At 60.9% G+C, this 19,073-nt stretch carries 10 protein-coding genes, 1 tRNA gene and 1 pseudogene; 2 read left to right on the forward strand and 10 right to left on the reverse strand.

Annotation, left to right across the window (positions count from 1 at the left end; translation table 11 throughout):
- Positions 1-18 precede the first annotated feature (18 nt).
- On the reverse strand, positions 19-990 hold the full coding sequence (locus ACV22Z_RS22810; RefSeq protein ID WP_448078541.1) for an amidohydrolase family protein: 972 nt from the start codon (positions 988-990) through the stop codon (positions 19-21).
- Positions 991-1,161: 171 nt separating this feature from the next.
- On the opposite strand from ACV22Z_RS22810, the gene ACV22Z_RS22815 reads away from it, so the two are divergent.
- Entirely contained in the window at positions 1,162-1,620 is a 459-nt protein-coding gene (locus ACV22Z_RS22815) for a MarR family winged helix-turn-helix transcriptional regulator (RefSeq protein ID WP_448078542.1), read from the forward strand.
- Between the two features lie 57 nt (positions 1,621-1,677).
- Here the strand turns inward: ACV22Z_RS22815 and ACV22Z_RS22820 are convergent, their stop codons facing one another.
- Both ACV22Z_RS22820 and ACV22Z_RS22825 read right to left on the reverse strand, forming a co-directional pair.
- Positions 1,678-2,829 (reverse strand): porin, encoded by a 1,152-nt coding sequence (locus ACV22Z_RS22820; protein WP_448078543.1) that lies wholly within the window; start codon positions 2,827-2,829, stop codon positions 1,678-1,680.
- Positions 2,830-2,916: 87 nt separating this feature from the next.
- The gene (locus ACV22Z_RS22825) at positions 2,917-4,566 is read right to left on the reverse strand and encodes an FAD-dependent monooxygenase (RefSeq protein ID WP_448078544.1); all 1,650 of its coding nucleotides are present in this window, start codon (positions 4,564-4,566) and stop codon (positions 2,917-2,919) included.
- Between the two features lie 463 nt (positions 4,567-5,029).
- Here ACV22Z_RS22825 and ACV22Z_RS22830 point away from each other — a divergent pair.
- A pseudogene (locus ACV22Z_RS22830) lies at positions 5,030-5,412 on the forward strand (IS3 family transposase); the annotation flags it as partial.
- 167 nt (positions 5,413-5,579) lie between these two features.
- Here the strand turns inward: ACV22Z_RS22830 and ACV22Z_RS22835 are convergent.
- From ACV22Z_RS22835 to rpsU, 7 genes are all read right to left on the reverse strand, one after another.
- Complete coding sequence (locus ACV22Z_RS22835; RefSeq protein WP_448078748.1) at positions 5,580-6,017, reverse strand: hypothetical protein; 438 nt, start codon at positions 6,015-6,017, stop codon at positions 5,580-5,582.
- A 16-nt stretch (positions 6,018-6,033) separates the two neighbouring features.
- Entirely contained in the window at positions 6,034-12,633 is a 6,600-nt protein-coding gene (locus ACV22Z_RS22840; RefSeq protein ID WP_448078545.1) for a DUF3320 domain-containing protein, read from the reverse strand.
- A gap of 951 nt (positions 12,634-13,584) precedes the next feature.
- Positions 13,585-13,660: transfer RNA gene (locus ACV22Z_RS22845), tRNA-Ile, on the reverse strand.
- 129 nt (positions 13,661-13,789) lie between these two features.
- A complete protein-coding gene (gene rpoD / locus ACV22Z_RS22850) occupies positions 13,790-16,201 on the reverse strand; it encodes an RNA polymerase sigma factor RpoD (protein WP_448078546.1) in 2,412 nt (803 codons plus the stop codon).
- 88 nt (positions 16,202-16,289) lie between these two features.
- Complete coding sequence (gene dnaG, locus ACV22Z_RS22855; RefSeq protein ID WP_448078547.1) at positions 16,290-18,164, reverse strand: DNA primase; 1,875 nt, start codon at positions 18,162-18,164, stop codon at positions 16,290-16,292.
- Between the two features lie 72 nt (positions 18,165-18,236).
- The gene (locus tag ACV22Z_RS22860) at positions 18,237-18,683 is read right to left on the reverse strand and encodes a GatB/YqeY domain-containing protein (protein ID WP_448078548.1); all 447 of its coding nucleotides are present in this window, start codon (positions 18,681-18,683) and stop codon (positions 18,237-18,239) included.
- 164 nt (positions 18,684-18,847) lie between these two features.
- A complete protein-coding gene (rpsU, locus tag ACV22Z_RS22865) occupies positions 18,848-19,060 on the reverse strand; it encodes a 30S ribosomal protein S21 (protein ID WP_004190342.1) in 213 nt (70 codons plus the stop codon).
- Positions 19,061-19,073 lie beyond the last annotated feature (13 nt).

Here is a 19,073-nt window from a genome sequence, read left to right on the forward strand (position 1 = left end):
TTTCTCCCGTTCCCTGCATCAGTCGAGGCCGAACAGCCGTCGTGCGTTTTCCCGGCCGATCTTCGCGCGGTCGGTTTCGCTGATCGCGCACGAGTCGAACCATTGCGCTGCCTCGTCATGCGTTTCGAACGGATAGTCGACCGAGTACATGATCCGGTCGCTGCCGACTTCCAGCATCGTCGACAGGAGTGTCTGCGTCCTGAAGTTTCCGCTGGTCGTCACGTAGACGTTCTCCCGAAGGTACTCGCCCACGCTGCGCTGGCACGGCAGCCCGCGCGGCGCCTTCCGGAGAATGTGGTCGACGCGCCAGACGTTGAACGGGATCCCTTCGCCGAGGTGCCCGAGAATCATCTGCAGGCCGGGATTGCGGTCGAACAGGCCCGATGTCATCAGGCGCAGCGCGTGAATGCTCGTCTCGACCGCGAACGCCCAGGTCGCCGCGGTGAGCCACGGAAACCCGTCATAGATCGGTTCGCGCGACGGCAGCGGATCCCGGGGATGCATGTAGAACGGCTTGCCGAGCGCCGCCGCGCTCGCCCAGAAATCCTCGTACTGCGGCGCGTCGTAATAGACGACGTTTTCAACATCGCCAACTTGCGAGAAGCCGTTCACCATGAAGCCGTGGAAGCCCAGTTCCTTGACGCAACGCTCCAGTTCGCGAGCCGCGGCGTCGGGATCCTGCATGGGCAATGCGGCAAAACCGCCGAGGCGAGTCGGGTGGCGGGCCACATGCTCGGCGAGCACATCGTTGGCGCGTCGCGCGACATGAATCGCTTCCTTGACGTCCGGAATGCCCTGGATGCCGGGAGAGTTGAGCGACAGGATCGAATACCCGGTCCCCCCCTGCTCCATCCGCTCGAGTCGTTGCTGCTCGATGTCCAGCAGGCTGGATTTCAGCATGTCCCAAACCGCGGACGGCGCGTAGATTTTCGACTGTTCGATCGTCAGGTCGATCGCGAAGTGCTCTTCAAGCGCAATCTTGTTTCTCATCGATCTGCTCCAGATTGGCATGCGCAGGCTTGCACATGCGACGAAGATGTTCCGGCACGACCCAAGGCCGTACGGGCGAGAATTTACTTGATTTTTCAAATACTTCAGGGCGGAGTATAATTGATTTTTCAAATATCAATACCCGCGTAAACCCTCGACCTGTCGACGATCGTGAACACACCCAAGAAACCCGAAGAGCTGGAAAAGGCGATCCCGTTCCTGATGGCGCGTGCCGGCAGCAGGATGGGAAACGCCTTCGCGAAGGCACTGAAACCGTTTGGCCTGAACCTCAGCGAGTGGCGCGTCTGCGCGTCGCTGCTATACGTTCCGGGGCAGACGCTGTCGGAACTGTCCCTGCATGCTTCGTCCGATATTTCGGCGCTGTCGAGGATCATCGACCGCCTCGAAAGCCAGGATCTCGTCAGGAGAGAGAAGAGCGTGACGGACGGTCGGTCGATCAGGGTCGTCCTGACGGAGGCCGGAGAGCAGCTCGCACTGCGCATCGTGCCTGTCGCGAAGCGTCATGAAGCGGTGGTCCTTTCCGGATTCACCGCAAACGACGTGAAGGTGCTGCGCTCGATGCTGCTGAAGCTGTACGAGAACGCCGACGGGCTCGACGACCTGGTTTGACCCGTGTCGAGCCCGTCGCCGCTTGCGCGGCGAATCGGCGTGAATCACGCAGACCGCTCAGAACATGTGACGGATGCCGACCATCGCGCCGGTTTGATCCACGCCCGCCAACGGGTTCGACGTGGGTGGCACGACGCCGCCGTCGATCGTGAACGCTGCATTGCGCTGATTGAACACATGCCCTGCGGTGACGTACACCGCCGTCCGCTTGGAGAAGAAATACATCGCGCGCGCGGCGATCACGGAGCCTCCTGAAGCACTGCTGCTCACGGAAATATGGCCGAATTGGGCGTCGAGCGCGATATTCGGACGAGGCAGATAGGCGCCGCCGATCCACCAGTAATTGCTGATCGCGCCGACCACCGTCGGTGTCTGCACCCCGTGATTGATTCGATGCTGGAATCCCGCACCGACAGTCGCACTGCCGAACTTCACGTAGCCGTCGATGACGGCGCGCGTATCGGTCTGCGAGCTGCTGGGCAGCGGTGAGCCGGCGCCGCCGCCACCGTAGTTGCGGTCAACAGCCGCCGCTACTCCCCATTTCCCCGTGTCGTACTTCACCATCGCAGACATCGACTTGCAGGCTCGCCAGTCGGTCGGCGACTGACCGGCGCAGCCGCCGGCCGCCGCACTATCCACGCCGTCGCGCCCGAACGAATACATCGCGCCCACGGTCAGCCCCGACGACGTGAAGGTATAGGCGATCGCGTTGTCGATGCGCGGCTGCGTCAGGTAGGGATCCAGATCGGCAGCGGCATAGATGTTCGGCGCCAACGTGTCACCCGTGAGCACCGCCCAGAAGATTTGCGAGTATTGCCGGCCAAGGGTCAGGGTTCCCCATGGCCCCGACAGCCCGACATAGGCCTGCCGGCCGAACAGACGCCCCCCTTGATTCAGCGTGCCCTGTTCCGGAGCGAAACCCGATTCCAGCACGAACACCGCGCTGAGACCGCCACCGAGGTCCTCTTTGCCGCGGATCCCCCACAGTGACGGCAGCGACGCCGTCAGCGTCGGCACGTGCACCACGCTGGACTTCCGGGGACCGACGTTGGTCACATATTCAACGCCGGTATCGATGATCCCGTACAGCGTGACCGCACTCTGCGCATGCGCCATGCCGCATTCGCCCATCGCGAGCAATGCGATCCCCCACCCACCCAGCCGACGCCATGAGAGGGCGCCTCCGGCCCGATTCGACCGTGAACTCATTCTGCTGTCTCCGTCGTTGTTGAAATCTCTTGATAATTTGGAATACAAATCGTTAAGGCTTCGATCAGACGTACACGCTGGGGGCCTTCAGGGGCTTCGGATCGAACGCGATGCGTGGTTCATGTCGCGATGCCCGGTTGCCATTGCGGCGAGCGCATCGACGGCCTCCGGGAGCCGGTCGCCACGCCAAGCGACATGCATGTCGGGGCGCACGAGGATGAGATCGCGCTCATAAACGCTGCGAAGCGCGGAATCCGGGATCGCGAGCACATCGAGCGGCGCGCCGAACGGTTCGAACGCGGCAACGAGCACGCTCGCATCGTGCCCGCCCGTCACGTCGAGCAACGTATAGCGGTCCGACCGGAACCGGTCCTGGATGGCGCTTCCGTCGTCGAGCCACATATGGGGAAGCCGCGCGCCTGGCCAGGTAGTGGGCAGATAGGAACGGAGATCGTGCTGCGGCCCGCCCGGCACATTGTCGATGATCGGCGAATCGACGTAGCGGTAGCCAAGCTCGGCGCCGATCATCTCGTTTGACTTGCGCTGCTCGACGTTTGCGACCCCGGCAAGATGGGAACGCGCAGATGCACCTTCGGGCGTGTCGTCACCGATTTCCGCGCGAACCTCGGCCAACCATGCCCGGTAGCCGAGCGACGCATAGCGCGATGCGCCGACGACCCGCTCGCCAACCTGGCGCCGCTCGTCGTCGTAGGACGCCAGCAGCCCCGGCCCGCCCCACCCGTCCAGCGTCGCGGCCAATTTCCACGCAAGATCCGTGGCATCGCCGATGCCGGTGTTCATGCCGAGCCCGCCGGTCGGAATCACGAGATGCACGGCATCGCCCGCGAGAAAGACGCGCCCCTTCGCGTAGCGTTCGGCCAGCAACAGGTTCTGCCGCCACTCCGCGCAATAGAGCATGTCGTAAGCAATCGGAACACCGACGATCCGCTCGAACATCCGGCGCATCGCCTCGTCGCTGTCGACTGCGGAGTGAACCGTCCAGTGCCGGGTCGAATCCTGCATGATCATGAAGGTAGGCGGTGCGCCCGCCACCAGATAGTGCCGGCCGCGGCCCGGCCCGGTTCCCATCGGGAGCCGTTCGTACAGTTCCTCGCAATAGAAGAGGCCCTGGCGCAACCGTGCGATATCGCCCTCGCCCTGCAGGCGGATGCCGAGTTGCTTGCGTACGCGACTCGAGCCGCCGTCGCAGCCGACGAGATAGTCTGCCATTAGTGTTTTTCGTGCACCCTGTGCGTCGCTGATGGTCACCTGAACGCCAGCGGAATCTTCGGCGAACGCCAGAAACGTCGTGCTCCGCATCACGGTGACCGACGGCAGACGCTCGGCCTCCTCCAAAAGGAGCGGCTCCAGCGTGTATTGAGAAATGAGCTGATACGGTTCGAGCGGCAGTTCTCCATTGCAGCTCAGGCGCGTCTGCGCACGCGCGTCAGCCACCGACGGATAGGGCAACCGCAGAATCGGCGGCTCCACCATCGAGCGGATGATCTGGATATCCATCGGGACGTCCTCGGGCATGCCCGAGGCCCTGATGCGTTCCGCGAGGCCGAGCCGGCGGAAGATTTCCATCGTCCGCGCATTGCAGCGCTCCATCTTCGGCAGGAATTGCGGTTCGGCCTTTTGCTCGACGAGGACACACGCGATGCCGCGCCGCCCGAGGTCGATGGCAAGCGTCAGACCGACGGGGCCCGCTCCGACGATAACGACTTGTGTTTCCACATCCCGCCTCCGTTTTTTAATTTAGCAAGCCTTACTATGTGACGCGTATTCTTTCCGCGGGTCCGTTCAGCACAGCACACGTTGCTCGCCACGGGAAGTGGCGCACTACCGGGTTTCGCGCAGCCGGCATTTATTTGATTTTTCAAACATCGTTACGGCGAAGTGTAGTTGAATTTTCAAATATATGTACTCGCGTAAACCCTCCGCCAACCAACGGCCACGAGGTCTTGGGCGGTTCACGGCGAACGCGCTCACTCCGGCTTGGCCTGGCGCCGATGATGAGAGCTGGGTCGAGGATGACAATCGCGGGACGGCACGCGCGCTGCGGGCCAATCCGCTGGACAGGGAGATGCAGTCCGGGCGCCAGATCGAGGAGCTGAAAATGACGTGCGGCAAAGCGATGCGCGCTGCGCGCATTCGCTGTGCCGCTACGTAAAAGAAGGCCGGATCTTAAAGCACAAGTATGGAGGTGTCGAAGGCTCGCCGGCTGAAGGACCTGGAGGCCGAGAACGCGCGGCTGAAGAAGCTGCTGGCCGAAGCAATGCTCGACATGGAAGCGTTGAAGGTCGTCGTCAAGGGAAAGCCCTGAGCCCGCAAGCCAAGCGCGAAGCAGTTGCGGCGATTCGAAAGAAGGTCAATATCTCTGAGCGCCGCGCCTGCCGGCTTGTCGGGCTTTCTCGCAGCGTGTTGCATTACGACGCGAAGCCAGACCACGAGAACGACGTACTAGCAGCGCGTCTGGTGGAACTGGCGCACGAACGTCGTCGGTTCGGCTACCGCCGCCTGCACGCCCTCGTTGAGCGCGAAGGCATGCACGCCAATCACAAGCGCGTCTATCGCGTGTACCATCACCACAATCCGTGTGACATCAACTGCACGTTATCACCGGAATCGAGGCGAAATGTCGCGTCTTCGGCACGCGCCGCGGCTCGCAATGAAAACGCCCTCACACCCTCAGCACTGTGCGAAATTTGGAAACACGGTCGGATTGCCAACATAAAGCGGACACGCGGTCATCCAACCCCGATGAGCCCCGTTTCGATTTCAATCCGGATTCTTGCCGCTTGCGCTCCCGTCGCCTCCGCCGTTCCTGAGCACCGCAACACTGAATAGCCGTACGCCAGAATTTCATCACGCAAGGCTTGAGCGAGAGCTGACGCGTATCGAGTTAATTCTGGCATCACGTCTTTCAAGGGCATGTCGTACGACATGCGGTTCACGTGCGTCGTAACACAAATTTCGCCCGCAGTGGTACCGCTGGGCGATGCTGGGATACGGCGAATCAGATTTTCCGCCGCTTCCATTGCGGTATTCCATACCTTTTCCTCGAATCCCAATCTCACCGCTTGATTGCTGAACCAGAGAAGGCGCATTTCGTTGGCACGTGGCAACCCATCCGACTGGTTGTCGGGGGGTGAAACTTTCGGGAATGGCCAATTCTTCTCGGACAAAGTATGCCTCCATCTTCTATGCTTCGCGCCATGCCAGCTCAAGGCGGCCTCTGCTCGTTGCGCGCAGTCGAAGGAGGCCCAGCTCTCGACTCATGGCGTTGAGCCCTGACTCCTCGTCATGCCCCTCTGCTTGCAGTTTCGTCGCAAGCGTTCTCAGCTCTGCGATTGAAACTTCATCTACCGGTCGTGTAGCTCCGGGCATCGGACTTCTGAACGCAAAAGATGCCTTATCACCGACGGTCTTAGGCCAGATAAACAAGCCAACATCTTCTGTCTCTGCATCGAAGTGCTTCGACGCGAGGTCGACCACGCGATTCAGAATGCGAGAGCCGGTTCGGGACCATCCATGCGCGCGAGCAATACGTCTTGCCAGAACCTCGTCGCGCACGGGCCCCTCGACGTTGACAACTGCTGTAATCATCGCGAGCAGACGCTCGTCGTAAGAGTGAGCGAAGAACAGCTCCGGGTCACGCTCGTGGTCGGAAATCGTCAAATCAACTTCAACGAATATCGCCTCCTCGCGCTCAATGGATATCGGCGTTGACGCGGCGCGAGCGTACATGACCGACGCTTCATCTTCGGAGACTGCAGCCTTCGATACCACCTTCGGCGCAACATCTTCTACTGCATTTGCGTTGCTGAATCCGCTGCCTGAACCCGATTTTGCGGCGGCGAGTACCTCTTCTGCGATTGCTGCAGCGCTCTGCATCTCCGCTGCCTCTGCTTCTCGTCTGACGGCAAGCAAAGCTCGCAATTGACTATCCACCTTCTCGAGGGTGCCCGGCATGTCAACCCACCAGTCCGTCGACCAGATTCGGACGATTTCCCAACCAAGTCCTCTCAGAACCTGCTCACGCAGCTTATCGCGGTCACGAGCCGTCGCTGAGCGATGGTAGGTCGCGCCATCACATTCAACGCCTGCCAGATAGCGACCAGGAGCATCGGGGTCCACCACGCCAAGGTCAATACGGAACGCCGACACGCCCACCTGAGGATGAACCGTCCAGCCCCTCTCCGCCAGTGCCGCACACACTGCCTTCTCAAACGGGCTATCGAAGTCACCGATGCTGCCAGCAACGGCTTCACCCAAAGCGCGAGCTCCTCGCTCGGCAAACTCGAGGAAGTGCTTGAGGTCTCGAACACCGAGTGCCTGCGTCCGGGACAGGTCCACTTTTTCCGGCTTGAAGCTGCCAAACACACGCAGCTCCTGACGGGCGCGCGTGATAGCTACATTGAGGCGTCGCTCTCCACCTTGCTGGTTCATCGGGCCGAAGTTCATCGGCATCGTGCCATCAATGCCAGGGCCGTAGGTAATCGAGAAGTACATGATGTCCCGCTCGTCACCTTGAACGCTTTCCAAGTTTTTGACGAACACTGGCTCAAGCGCTGACTCAGCAAAGTGCGGCTCAATAGACGGGTCCTTGCGGCGTTCCTCGTCAAGGAGGTCTTCAATCAGGCGCTGCTGCTCGGCGTTGAACGTGACGACACCGACCGTCATCCGACTGTCGAGGAATCCCGGGGACTTCAGTCTCCCGACCAAGTCCGCCACAAGCGCCTTCGCCTCTGGTTTGTTGGTGCGGGCTCCACCGCGCTCGTACTGGCCGTCGGTCACGAGATTGAAGCTGACCGCCCTGTCGTTGGTGACAGGACTCGGGAATGTGACCAGGTCACCGCTGTAGTACCGGTAGTTCGAGAATGCAATAAGGCTCTCATGCCGGCTGCGGTAGTGCCACGACAGTTTCATCGTCGGCAGGTTCGCTCCGATACATTCTTCCAGAATGCTCTCGAGTTCCGCCTCGACATCCGTGTCGTCGACGTCGGATTCCGCACGGTCGAAGAAGCTGGTCGGTGGGAGCTGCTTCGGGTCACCGACCATGATGACTTGCCGTGCCCGCGCCATCGCACCAACCGCATCCCAGACCGGAATCTGAGAAGCTTCGTCGAACACCACGACATCAAAGTCAGAGGTCTCAGCCGGTAGGTACTGGGCAATCGACAGCGGGCTCATCAGGAGACAAGGAGTCAGCCTGAGAATTGCACCAGAAGCCTTCGACATAAGTTCGCGCAGCGGAAGATGTCGGGTCTTCTTCTGCATCTCGTAACGCAAGAGCCCCCACTCGGAGCCCAGTGCAACCCTCGCCGGCGAAGGAAGACCGGACGAAAGTTGCGCTCTGACCCAAGCCTGGGTCAGAGCGATGAACTGCTCATCAAGCTCGCGGAAATCCTGGATGCGTTTCTCGTGCTCGGCCGACACAAAGGTACGCAGAACGTCGTCGCCATCCACGACAGCGTTCAACCACCAGCGGCAGTAGTTGGTCTCAAAGACTACCTTCACCTGTCCACGTTGAATATTGCCGTCTTCGATACCTGAAACCAATGGGGCCAATCCCAGCGAAAGCGCATGCTGACGGACTTTCCGCCAGGCGCACCAGAGTTTCAGCCGGTTAGCGTTCTGCACCACCTGCCTAGCGCATTCCGCCACTTGCCCGGGGAGAAGCGAATGAAGAGTCGCGTGTTCTGAAGATGCCAGCCCGCTGGCCGTGGCAAATTGAGCGACGACTTCATTAAGCGACTGTAGCGCTTCGGCATATGTGCGCCCCATACCAGCAACGATGCCTGACGGCTCAAGCAGAATATTGCTGTCGCCAAGCAGAAGGGCGACGGGGGCTTTGACCGCCGCAAGCAGTTCAGGTGTATTCGCGAGGTTAGCCAGTGCGGCCGAGAGAGACTCGAAAAACTTGAGGGCTGGCTCGATGCCATCAATCTTGGTTTGCAGACCGCTCCACAGACCGGACGTTTTGCCTGACAGGTCTGCGAACTCCTGAATTCGGGCATGCAACGAAACCAATTCGCGCATGTTCCGAATGTTGGCAGCCGCCGTTGGACCGGCGCGTCCAGACTCGATTACCGTAAATCCGTCATCCGCCCAGTGGGTTTCTGCTCGTGCAGCAGAGAGCGCTACTTGAAAAGGCACATATGCCTTCGCGACTACAACATCAGTTTTGTAACCGGCCCAGACGTGGCCCGTCTCGATTTCCAGATGAGCGAGACTCGCAATCACCTGCTCGATTTTCCGCAGCTCACGCATCCGCTGCAGGTCATCTTGAGCGGCATCGCCGCATTCCCCTCGGCTAACTGGGTCAAGGCCCACGTCATCCCAGTTCGAGCGTACACGAGCACGCTCGAGGGCCGTCTGGAATGACAGGAGTGCACGAGCCACATCAAGGTCGGTTTTGAGCCCCGTCCATACGCTCGAAGTAAGCGAGAACAGGTCACCATATTCCTTGATTTCGTTATTGAGGGCGTCAATTCGCGCAAGACACTCGATATCCCCGTCGATGTTCGGTTCGCCACCGTTTCCGCCCGCAAGCTCCCTGAGCTTCTTCGTCAAGGACCGCTTGCGCATCATGCTCATCGGCCAGCCCGAGTCCTTGAGCTCACGCAGTTCAGACTGCAACTCGGCAATTGTCCTTGTCTGGATGCCTTCCTTGTATGGAATCGAAAGCTGGCCGAGAACGTCAAGCCGGGTGCGCAGCAGTTCGATACCTTTGGCGAGGCGAGCGCGCAGCGTTTCGCTCCAAGGCACGGAAAGAGCTGCCTGCAATTCCGAATCGCGTTGCAACTGGCTAATACCGAGTCGCACGTCCTCGAGTGTCTGATTCGAGCAAGGCGTCGGCAGTGTGCCAAGCAGTACCCGGTACCGCTGCAACATTGGTGTTGCCTGGCGCAATCCATCCGCAATAGCCTTTGCATCCGGACGTAGCGCGAAACGCCAGTCGTAACCAGACGCGGACGGCAGGACCGCGGCGAGCATCCGCAGACCATCGCGTACTCGGGGGTCCAACGGCAGGTCCGGCAGTCCTATAGCCTGACGCAGGTCCGCCGCTGCTTTCTCGAAGCGTGCCGCAACTTCTGGTACCGCGCGGGCAGCGTCGTCCAGCGCGGCTGCCCAAAGAGGCGACCACTCGGTCTGAGCCACATGCGCCAGCGGGGTTGACGTCAACTTCTCCTCACCGAATGCCTTGGCATTCACATCGAGCAGTTCGGCGGTTTCGCGAAGGCCCCGCATGGATTCCAGGTCATGGGCCTGGGTAGACGACCATGTCAGCCGGAGCGCTGGCAGGTCATGGCCGCCGACGACTCGACCGATGGCCTCATAGACACTCAGGCCATTCGAGTGCCGATGATGGAGTCGTTCAACATATCCATTCAGCTGGGACCTCAGTCCTTCAAGCCGGACTGCTTCTGCGTGCCATTGCTCAGGCGCAAGGGTGACGGAGGCATCCCATGATGTTTTCAACTGTTCAAGAACATCAGTCTTTCGCGCCTTGCTGGAGTGAAGCTCGAGGCAGAAATTTCCAAGGCCGACGTCCGCGAGGCGCCGATAGACGACATCCAGCGCGGCCATCTTCTCGGAAACGAACAGCACGCGCTTGCGCTCGGCGAGGCACTGCGCGATGAGATTGGCAATCGTCTGGCTCTTTCCGGTGCCCGGTGGTCCAATCAGAACAAAATCCTTGCCCTTGCTGCCTGCGACCACGGCGGAAAGCTGCGACGAATCTGCTGGTAGAGGGCAGAAGGTCTCCTTCACAGGCAGTTCGACGTCCAGCCGCCTGACATCAGGGAACTCTACCGTGCTCTGATACGAATCGCGCGGAGTATCGATGAGGTGACGAACTACCGCGTTCTGTTTGAGCTGCTCGGTACGTTCGGTGAGGTCCCGCCACATCAAGTATTTGGCGAACGAGAAAGAGGCCAGAACGACTTCTTCCACGACCTCCCAGCCCTTGATGTCCTTGACGGCATGGGACACCGTTTTCCAGATTCCTGCAACATCGAGGCCTGAATCATCCTTGGGCAGTTCGACGTCGTTCACACCGAGTTCGAGCTCGAAGTCCTGACGCAGCATTTCAATGAGCGTCGGATTGAATCGGGCCTCTTCATCGTATAGCTTCAGACTGAAGCCGGAGCGCGCACTGCGACGCTCGAGGGCGACGGGTACGAGGATAAGGGGTGCACGATATTTTTTGTCTTCCTTGTCGTCGCGCGTCCACGATAGAAAGCCGAGCGCAAGGTACAGTGTATTCGAGCCCCCCTCCTGCAAGGTTGTCCGGGAATTCCGGAACAGTTCGGTCAGGCGCGAATCCATCTCGTCCTGCGGCAACCCGATAAACACTTCCTTGCGCGTCAACGCGTCGAGAGCGTGCTGGCGTCGAATGTGTTCGCGCTCGCGCGCCTCATGGATAGCCTGGCTGCGTGGGTCCGAACCGTCCATCAGGTCCGGACGGGTCAGTAGCTTTAGCGCATGTCCCTCCGCCAGAATGTCCTCAAGCAGTCCTGGCTCAGGCGCGTCGAGCTTCAGGGACTTCTTTCCCGACTTGAAGCTCAGCAGATTGTTCCTGAGTGACAAGTCGAGGAGCCGTCGCTGCCAACGTGTGAGACGGTCCTCCGGCCGTTCCTGGCCGCCGTCTGACTGCGCATCATCGAGCTCCTCGAGAAACTCAGGCGCATCTTCCCAGCGGGGAGTCAGGTCTTCGGTCGTCTCGGTACCCGCAGTGCTACGAACTACCGCCTGTTCGCTCGCAAGCGGCTTGATGCGCTGCAGGCGTGCGCGTCGAATATCAATCGCCAGTTCGAACTTCGACTCTTCGTCTCCAGAGATGTGTTCCTCGCCCTTAGCCGTAGTGAAACTGAAGGTCGGCAGAGGCCTCTGTGCAAGAAGGGTCGACTCGAACAAGACCATCTCTTTGAGCTTCACTCGCTTCCGCAGAGCGGTGATGTCGTCGACGACGGTGGTCGAGAACTCTTCTGGCTTCAGCCAGAGGCCAGGGAAGGCGTGTCCCTGTTGGAAAACGAGGAGTGGATTCAGGCCCGCCTGCTCGAGCGCCGCGCAAACGAACAAGGCCAGGTCAAGACAGGTGCCGAGCCCTGATTCCGCAATCTGGCTGGGCCCGCGCACTTTCTGCCCTTCCCGCTCGAAGCTCGCGGGAGGCACAGCATAGTCGAGTCCCATCGCACCAATTGCATTCCAGATAGCAGAAGCGAGTTCCCATGCGCGCTTTGCACCTTCCTGGTAGCCATTGATGCCGCCGGACTTCCCTGCTTTGCGCAGCACCTCAGCAGCCTGCTTGAGCACGCGTTCGACTGCCTGCTCGTTCGGCTGCACGAAAGCCGCAATCATGTCCGGCAACGACGACAAGCCGCCCCACTGATTCCTTGGGAGAAGCTCGACTGTATGTTCGGAAACTGCGACCTCGGCTGACTCTCGGTTTGGCGCAGTGAGCGTAAGTGTGACCACTGACTTTTCCGACTCGGTCAGGCGGCCGAGCAGCGGACCGTCGAGAGACAAATCTAGGTCCGTGATACGCAGAGTCTGCCCTGCCGCCAGATGGTCAAGGTGCCAAGTCTTGGGCTTGAGGAACGGTGGGTCAGAAATCGCGGTGAGCTTCAGGTCCCGAAATGCGTCTTCCGTTTCGTTGACTATGGAAAGCTCGCGAACCACAGGCACCGCGTTCTGAAAGTCGGCCAGATTAACCCGTCCAGCGATGGCCGCCTGAATCTGGACGCAATAAGGCTTTGCCGATTCATCCGTCGGCTCGACAACCCCGGTATCCATCAATGGTCTCCAACTACAACTAGCTATTCGTCTAGGCGTGTTGCCACGAACGCTGCTTCCTCCGGAAACATTCGCGCCAACCGTACTTTCTATACCCCGTCCAAGCGAGACAGCAGCTTCCGCTTGGCGAACCCGCCTGCGCGTCGGACAACAGTCATACCTTGGATGCAAACGGCAGTGGAGAAATTAGGATACCAGTGGCAAGGTGTATTACAAGGACAATAAATGTCACCCGAATGTTGAAAGCAATAAAGTCGGTGCTGAGCTCATCTGATGGCTGCGCGGAGTGGTGTTGGTCCAGCCGCCTTATCTTGCTTCATCGCTGAGCCGGTCCCTGGCCTTGCCGTGCTTCTCCGGAGCAGGCAATTGTTACCCGGGATATTTGGCTAACAACTCGTCACAACGTACGACGGTCGCCAGTCCTGTGCGCAGTGATGGAATCCTCCCCGAGCTTGTAAAACACACCGTCATCTAGGTTACAAAACGTTGCAGCATCAACTTGAGGTGAGGGCCTCTTGATTTCATTTTGCTTTACTGGGGTAACCGTACCTTGTCGACAGATGGAGAAGAAACGGCTGCAGGAATAATCCTCGCGCCTAAGGCTCAGCCCTGCGCCCCCTGGGATCTGGGTCCTGGGTGGCGAGGCTGTGACATTATCCCAACGAGTACCCAAGGAAGTTCTGGGGAGCATCCGCGGCGTGATCGACGTGCTTCAAGGCGCTCAGCGTGAACTAGTCGACTTCAGGAAGTATCAGCAACAGAAAAGCCGACTCAGCAGGTCGGCGCTTTTGCGTCCATTAGCGACCGTTCGCCGCGAACAAAACTTTCGACGCTATGCGCGATTCCCGATAAAGCGAAATGCGTCCCATCGGGGAGTAAAGCATAACGTGTCACGATGGCTACTTTATGCTTAGCTGCACAATCGCCATGGACCTTGGCGGAGGAAGAAGATGGTGGGCCCGGCGGGGTTCGAACCCGCGACCAATCGATTATGAGTCGACTGCTCTAACCGCTGAGCTACAGGCCCTGAAGAGAAGCGAAGCGTGCTACACGCAACCCGGGTGAAGATGCCGGGCCGGCATTGTAACAATAAAAGGAACAAACGCCACCGGTACCGTATCGATACCGGCGGCGTTCATAGGGGAAAAGCCGGAAATCAGTTCCCTTCGAGGAACGACTTCAGCTTGTCGGAACGGCTCGGGTGACGCAGCTTGCGCAGCGCCTTCGCCTCGATCTGGCGGATCCGCTCACGCGTGACGTCGAATTGCTTGCCGACTTCCTCGAGCGTGTGATCGGTGCTCATCTCGATACCGAAACGCATCCGAAGCACCTTCGCCTCGCGCGGCGTCAGCGAATCGAGCACATCCTTCACGACGTCGCGCATGCTCGCGTGCAGCGCGGCATCGGCCGGCGCGACCGTGTTGTTGTCCTCGATGAAGTCGCCGAGATGGGAATCGTCGTCGTCACCGATCGGCGTTTCCATCGAGATCGGCTCCTTCGCGATCTTCATGATCTTGCGGATCTTGTCTTCCGGCATTTCCATCTTCTCGGCGAGCGTTGCCGGATCCGGCTCGAGACCGGTTTCCTGCAGGATCTGCCGCGAGATGCGGTTCATCTTGTTGATCGTCTCGATCATGTGAACCGGAATCCGGATCGTGCGCGCCTGGTCCGCGATCGAACGCGTGATGGCCTGACGGATCCACCACGTCGCATACGTCGAGAACTTGTAGCCGCGACGGTATTCGAACTTGTCCACCGCCTTCATCAGGCCGATGTTGCCTTCCTGGATCAGGTCGAGGAACTGCAGGCCACGGTTCGTGTACTTCTTCGCGATCGAGATCACGAGACGCAGGTTCGCCTCGGTCATTTCACGCTTCGCCTGGCGCGCCTTCAGTTCGCCGGCCGCCATCTGGCGGTTGGTTTCCTTCAGGTCCTTCAGCGGCAGCACGACGCGCGCCTGCAGATCGAGCAGGCGCTGCTGCTGTTCGCGGATCGCCGGGATGTTGCGCAACAGCACGGCGCTGTACGCGTGCCCTTCTGCGGCGACCTTCTCGGCCCAGTCGAGATCCGTCTCGCTGCCCGGGAAGCGCGCGATGAATTCCGAACGCGGCATCCCGCACTTGTCGACGACGATGTGCAGGATCTGACGCTCGACCTGACGCACCTCGTCCACCTGCGCGCGCAGCGTGTCGCACAGACGCTCGACGGTACGCGCGGTGAAGCGGATCGTCATCAGCTCGGTCTGGATCGTTTCCTGCGCCTTCAGGTAGGCCTTCGACTTGTAGCCTTCCTTCTCGAACGCGCGGCGCATCTTGTCGAACCACTCGCTGATCTGCGCGAACTTCTCGAGCGATGCGCGCTTGAGGGCTTCGAGCTGGGCGGCGTTGGCCGACGCCTGCGCGGCGCCGTCGTCGTCCTCCTCTTCTTCCTCTTCCTCGTCCTCTTCGGCTTCCTCGTCCTCGTTCTCGATCTCTTCCGCCGCCTTCGCGGAGAAGCCGTCGGTGTCGGTGTCCGATGCGTTCGGATCGAGCAGGCCGTCGACGAGCTCGTCCACACGGCTCTCTTCGTTCGCGACGCGCTCGGCCATCGCGAGGATGTCGGCAATCGTCGTCGGGCACGCGGAAATTGCCATCACCATGTGGCGCAGGCCATCCTCGATCCGCTTCGCGATCTCGATTTCGCCTTCACGCGTGAGCAGTTCGACCGTGCCCATCTCGCGCATGTACATCCGGACCGGGTCGGTCGTGCGGCCGAACTCCGAATCGACGGTGGACAGCGCAACTTCCGCTTCCTCTTCGACTTCGTCGTCTGACGATGCCGCCGGTGCGTTGTCGTTCAGCAGCAGCGTCTCCGCGTCCGGCGCCTGCTCGTAGACCGCCACGCCCATGTCGTTGAACGTGCCGATGATGCCTTCGAGGGCTTCGGTCTCGGTGAAGTTGTCCGGCAGGTGGTCGTTGATTTCGGCATACGTCAGGAAGCCGCGCTCCTTGCCGAGCTTGATGAGCGCGCGCAGTTTCACGCGGCGCTCTTCGAGCTCCTCGGCCGTGCCGGGCGTGCTCGTCGCGAACGCTTCCTTCAGCAGCGCCTTTTCCTTGGCACGGCGATCGCGCACCTTGGATTTGCCAGCGGCAGCCGCGACAGGCTGCTCTTCGCTCTGATTTGCGTCGTCATCGACGGATACTTCGTTCAGCTTTTTCGTCATGGAGTTCGCCGTACCGGCTAAATCGACTCGCGGCTGCTGGACGACAGCCGGTTGAACCGTGGGTGCATGAGTAGTACGGACTGCCGTTTCGTCCGGCTCGGCAGCCGTGTCCCTTGCGCTTTTCGCACTTGCCCGCTTCGCCGCCGGCATCACCGGCCCGGAGTCGGGTCTCACAGCAGCCTGTGTTCTGGCTGCCAGGGCCGGCGCAGCCTGAGCAGTGCCGGCCGCGGTTTTTTTTCTTGCAGCAGCTGACGTGGCGGAAGACACTGTCCTGGCGGAAGAAGCAGACTTGGCCGCTGTGACCTTCGTGGTCGGCTCCGTCGAGCCCTTGCCTGTTGCTTTCTTTCCGCCTGTCGTCTTTGCCATCGCGAATCTCGCCTTTGCTTAGAAAACAAACCGCTGGAAACCTTATATTATAGCATGCTGGGTAGCCCTCTCTTGGCGCCCCAGCCGCTTACAGCCCGAGCCGGCGCTTCATGTCGGCTCGCTGCTGGTTCAATTCCGTCAATTCGGCCAATTCCTCCGGGGTAAAGGCGGATTGCCGCGAAAGCCGGTCGAGCCGGTCGCAACATGCGTCGTAACGCATCTTGAGCACCGCCGCCTGAAGCTCCTCTCCTGCAATCCGTTCCTGCTCGCGCTGCCGCTCGGCCACCGCCTCGTCGTCCGGATTCTGTAACAGCAAATCGCGGACGTTTTCATCATAGTCCAGAATTTCGCGGAAGATTTCCTCGTAAGTCGCGGCGTTCGAGGACGTCCGCAGCACATCCGACAACAACCTGAACTCCGCCCCGTCGCCCAGCGCACGCGCATGATCGACGACCTCCGCGAACAGCTCCCCGATGCGCGGCAGCGTCCGCAGCGTCGTAACCTGCTCGTCGTCGAGTTGCGTCGCGATGCGCGGATGCATCACGAGATTGCGCAACGCACGCTTCTCGGTATCCGTCACGCGGCGCCGCTCGCTGCGCGCGGGCGCCTGCCGCGGCGGCACGGCGATCTGCGTATCGACGTCGGACAGCCCCGCCACCTCGTCGAACGGAATGTCGAGGCGGTCCGCGATCATGTGCATGATCTGCGCGCGCAACGCGTTCGCAGGCAACGCCTGCAGCATCGGCTTCGCGTCGAACAGCGCTTTCGCCCGGCCTTCCGGCTGGTCGAGCGCCTTGCCGGCGACCGCCTCGTTCAGCAGGAACTGCGACAGAGGCATCGCACGCTCGACCTGCTCGGAAAACGCATCGGCGCCGAATTCGCGCACGTAGCTGTCCGGATCGTGCTCGGCCGGCAGGAAAAGGAACCGGATCGTCCGGTTGTCCGCCGCATGCGGCAGGCACGCCTCGAGCGCACGCCGCGCCGCGCGCCGCCCGGCCGCATCACCGTCGAAGCTGAAAATCACCGTGTCGGTCTGCCGCAGCAGCTTCTGCACGTGAATCGGCGTACAGGCCGTGCCGAGCGTCGCAACCGCGTTCGGGAAGCCGAGCTGCGCAAGCGCGACGACGTCCATGTAGCCTTCGACGACGAGCACATACTTGCGCTCGCGAATCGCGAGCCGCGCCTCGAACAGCCCGTACAGCTCGCTGCCCTTGTTAAATAGCGGCGTTTCCGGCGAATTCAAATACTTCGGCTCGCCGCTGCCTAGCACGCGGCCGCCGAAACCGATCACCTGCCCCTTCACGTTGCGGATCGGGAACATGATCCGTTCGCGGAAACGATCGTAGCGCCGCGCGACGCCTTGCGCGTCGGGCTTCTCGCTGACGATCACGAGCCCGGACTCGACCAGCGATTCGTCCCGATAGTCGGGAAAAGCCGTTTCGAGGTTCTGCCAGCCATCCGGCGCATAGCCGAGGCCGAACCGGGCGGCAACCTCGCCGGTCAGACCCCGTTTCTTCAGATACTGGATCGCGGTCGGCGCGCCGCGCAGCTGCTTGCGGTAGTAGTCGCATGCAGCGGACATCACGTCGGACAGCGCCGTCGCGACCGATCTGGATACGGGCGCCGGATAATCGCCGCCGCCCCCTCCGCCGCCGCCACGCAACGGCGACGGCTCGTGCGGCACCGTCAGGCCGACCGACTGCGCGAGTTCCTGCACGGCTTCCGGGAACGTCAGCCCCGCATGCTCCATCAGGAAGCCGATCGCCGTGCCGTGCGCGCCGCAGCCGAAGCAGTGGTAGAACTGCTTGGTCGGGCTGACCGTGAATGACGGGCTCTTCTCGTTGTGGAACGGGCACAGCCCCATGAAATTGGCGCCGCCCTTCTTGAGCTGCACATACCGGCCCACCACGTCGACGATATCGACGCGGTTCAGCAAGTCCTGCAGGAACGAATGCGGAATCACCGGGGGATCGAACGGAAAGAGACGATGCAACGCCCCGGCGCGCGCGACGCACGCGCACGCCGGGCACGGGGTTTACTTCGACAGCGCGGCCTTGACGAGCGCGGAGACGGCGGTCATGTCGGCACGGCCGGCGAGCTTGCCCTTGAGCACGCCCATCACCTTGCCCATGTCCTGCGGACCGGCTGCGCCGGTTTGCGCAACTGCGGCCTGGACTTCGGCGGCCACTTCGGCCTCCGACAGCTGTGCGGGCATATAGCCGCTCAGCACGTCCACCTCGGCCTGCTCCTTCGCGACCAGGTCGTCGCGGCCCGCGGCCTGGAACTGGCTGATCGAATCCTTGCGCTGCTTGATCATCTTGTCGATCACGGCCGTGACCGCGGCATCGTCGAGCGTGATTTGCTCGTCGACCTCACGTTGCTTGATCGCGGCCAGCAGCAGGCGAATCGTCGCAAGGCGCTCGGCTTCCTTTGCGCGCATCGCGGCCTTCATGTCTTCGCTGATCTGCTCTTTCAAACTCATCTTTCACCCGGGAATGGAAACGTGAATCCGACGCCTACCGTTGGGCGTCAACACAAAAACCCGCTTGGGACACTGTCTCAAGCGGGTTGCTCGAATCCGGCATCGGCAGCTCGCGCGGGAGCCGCCGGTGCGCCGCTCAGCGAACCGCGCGGCGCAAACATCGTTCAGTACAGCTTCTTCGGCAGCATCTGGCTGCGGATGCGCTTGTAGTGTCGCTTCACCGCTGCGGCCTTCTTGCGCTTGCGCTCCGCCGTCGGCTTCTCGTAGAACTCCCGCGCACGCAGCTCGGTCAGCAGACCGTTCTTTTCGATCGTGCGCTTGAAGCGACGCATGGCAACTTCAAACGGCTCGTTTTCTTTAACGCGAATGATCGTCATGACCCGACACGTA

The sequence above is a fragment of the Burkholderia sp. PU8-34 genome (genome assembly GCF_053427725.1).

Coding starts and splice junctions, on each gene's coding strand:
- ACV22Z_RS22810 (WP_448078541.1), bottom strand. CDS start 990: ATGAGAAACAAGATTGCGCTTGAAGAGCACTTCGCGATCGACCTGACG.
- ACV22Z_RS22820 (WP_448078543.1), bottom strand. CDS start 2,829: ATGAGTTCACGGTCGAATCGGGCCGGAGGCGCCCTCTCATGGCGTCGG.
- ACV22Z_RS22840 (WP_448078545.1), bottom strand. CDS start 12,633: ATGGATACCGGGGTTGTCGAGCCGACGGATGAATCGGCAAAGCCTTAT.
- rpoD (WP_448078546.1), bottom strand. CDS start 16,201: ATGGCAAAGACGACAGGCGGAAAGAAAGCAACAGGCAAGGGCTCGACG.
- ACV22Z_RS22860 (WP_448078548.1), bottom strand. CDS start 18,683: ATGAGTTTGAAAGAGCAGATCAGCGAAGACATGAAGGCCGCGATGCGC.
- rpsU (WP_004190342.1), bottom strand. CDS start 19,060: ATGACGATCATTCGCGTTAAAGAAAACGAGCCGTTTGAAGTTGCCATG.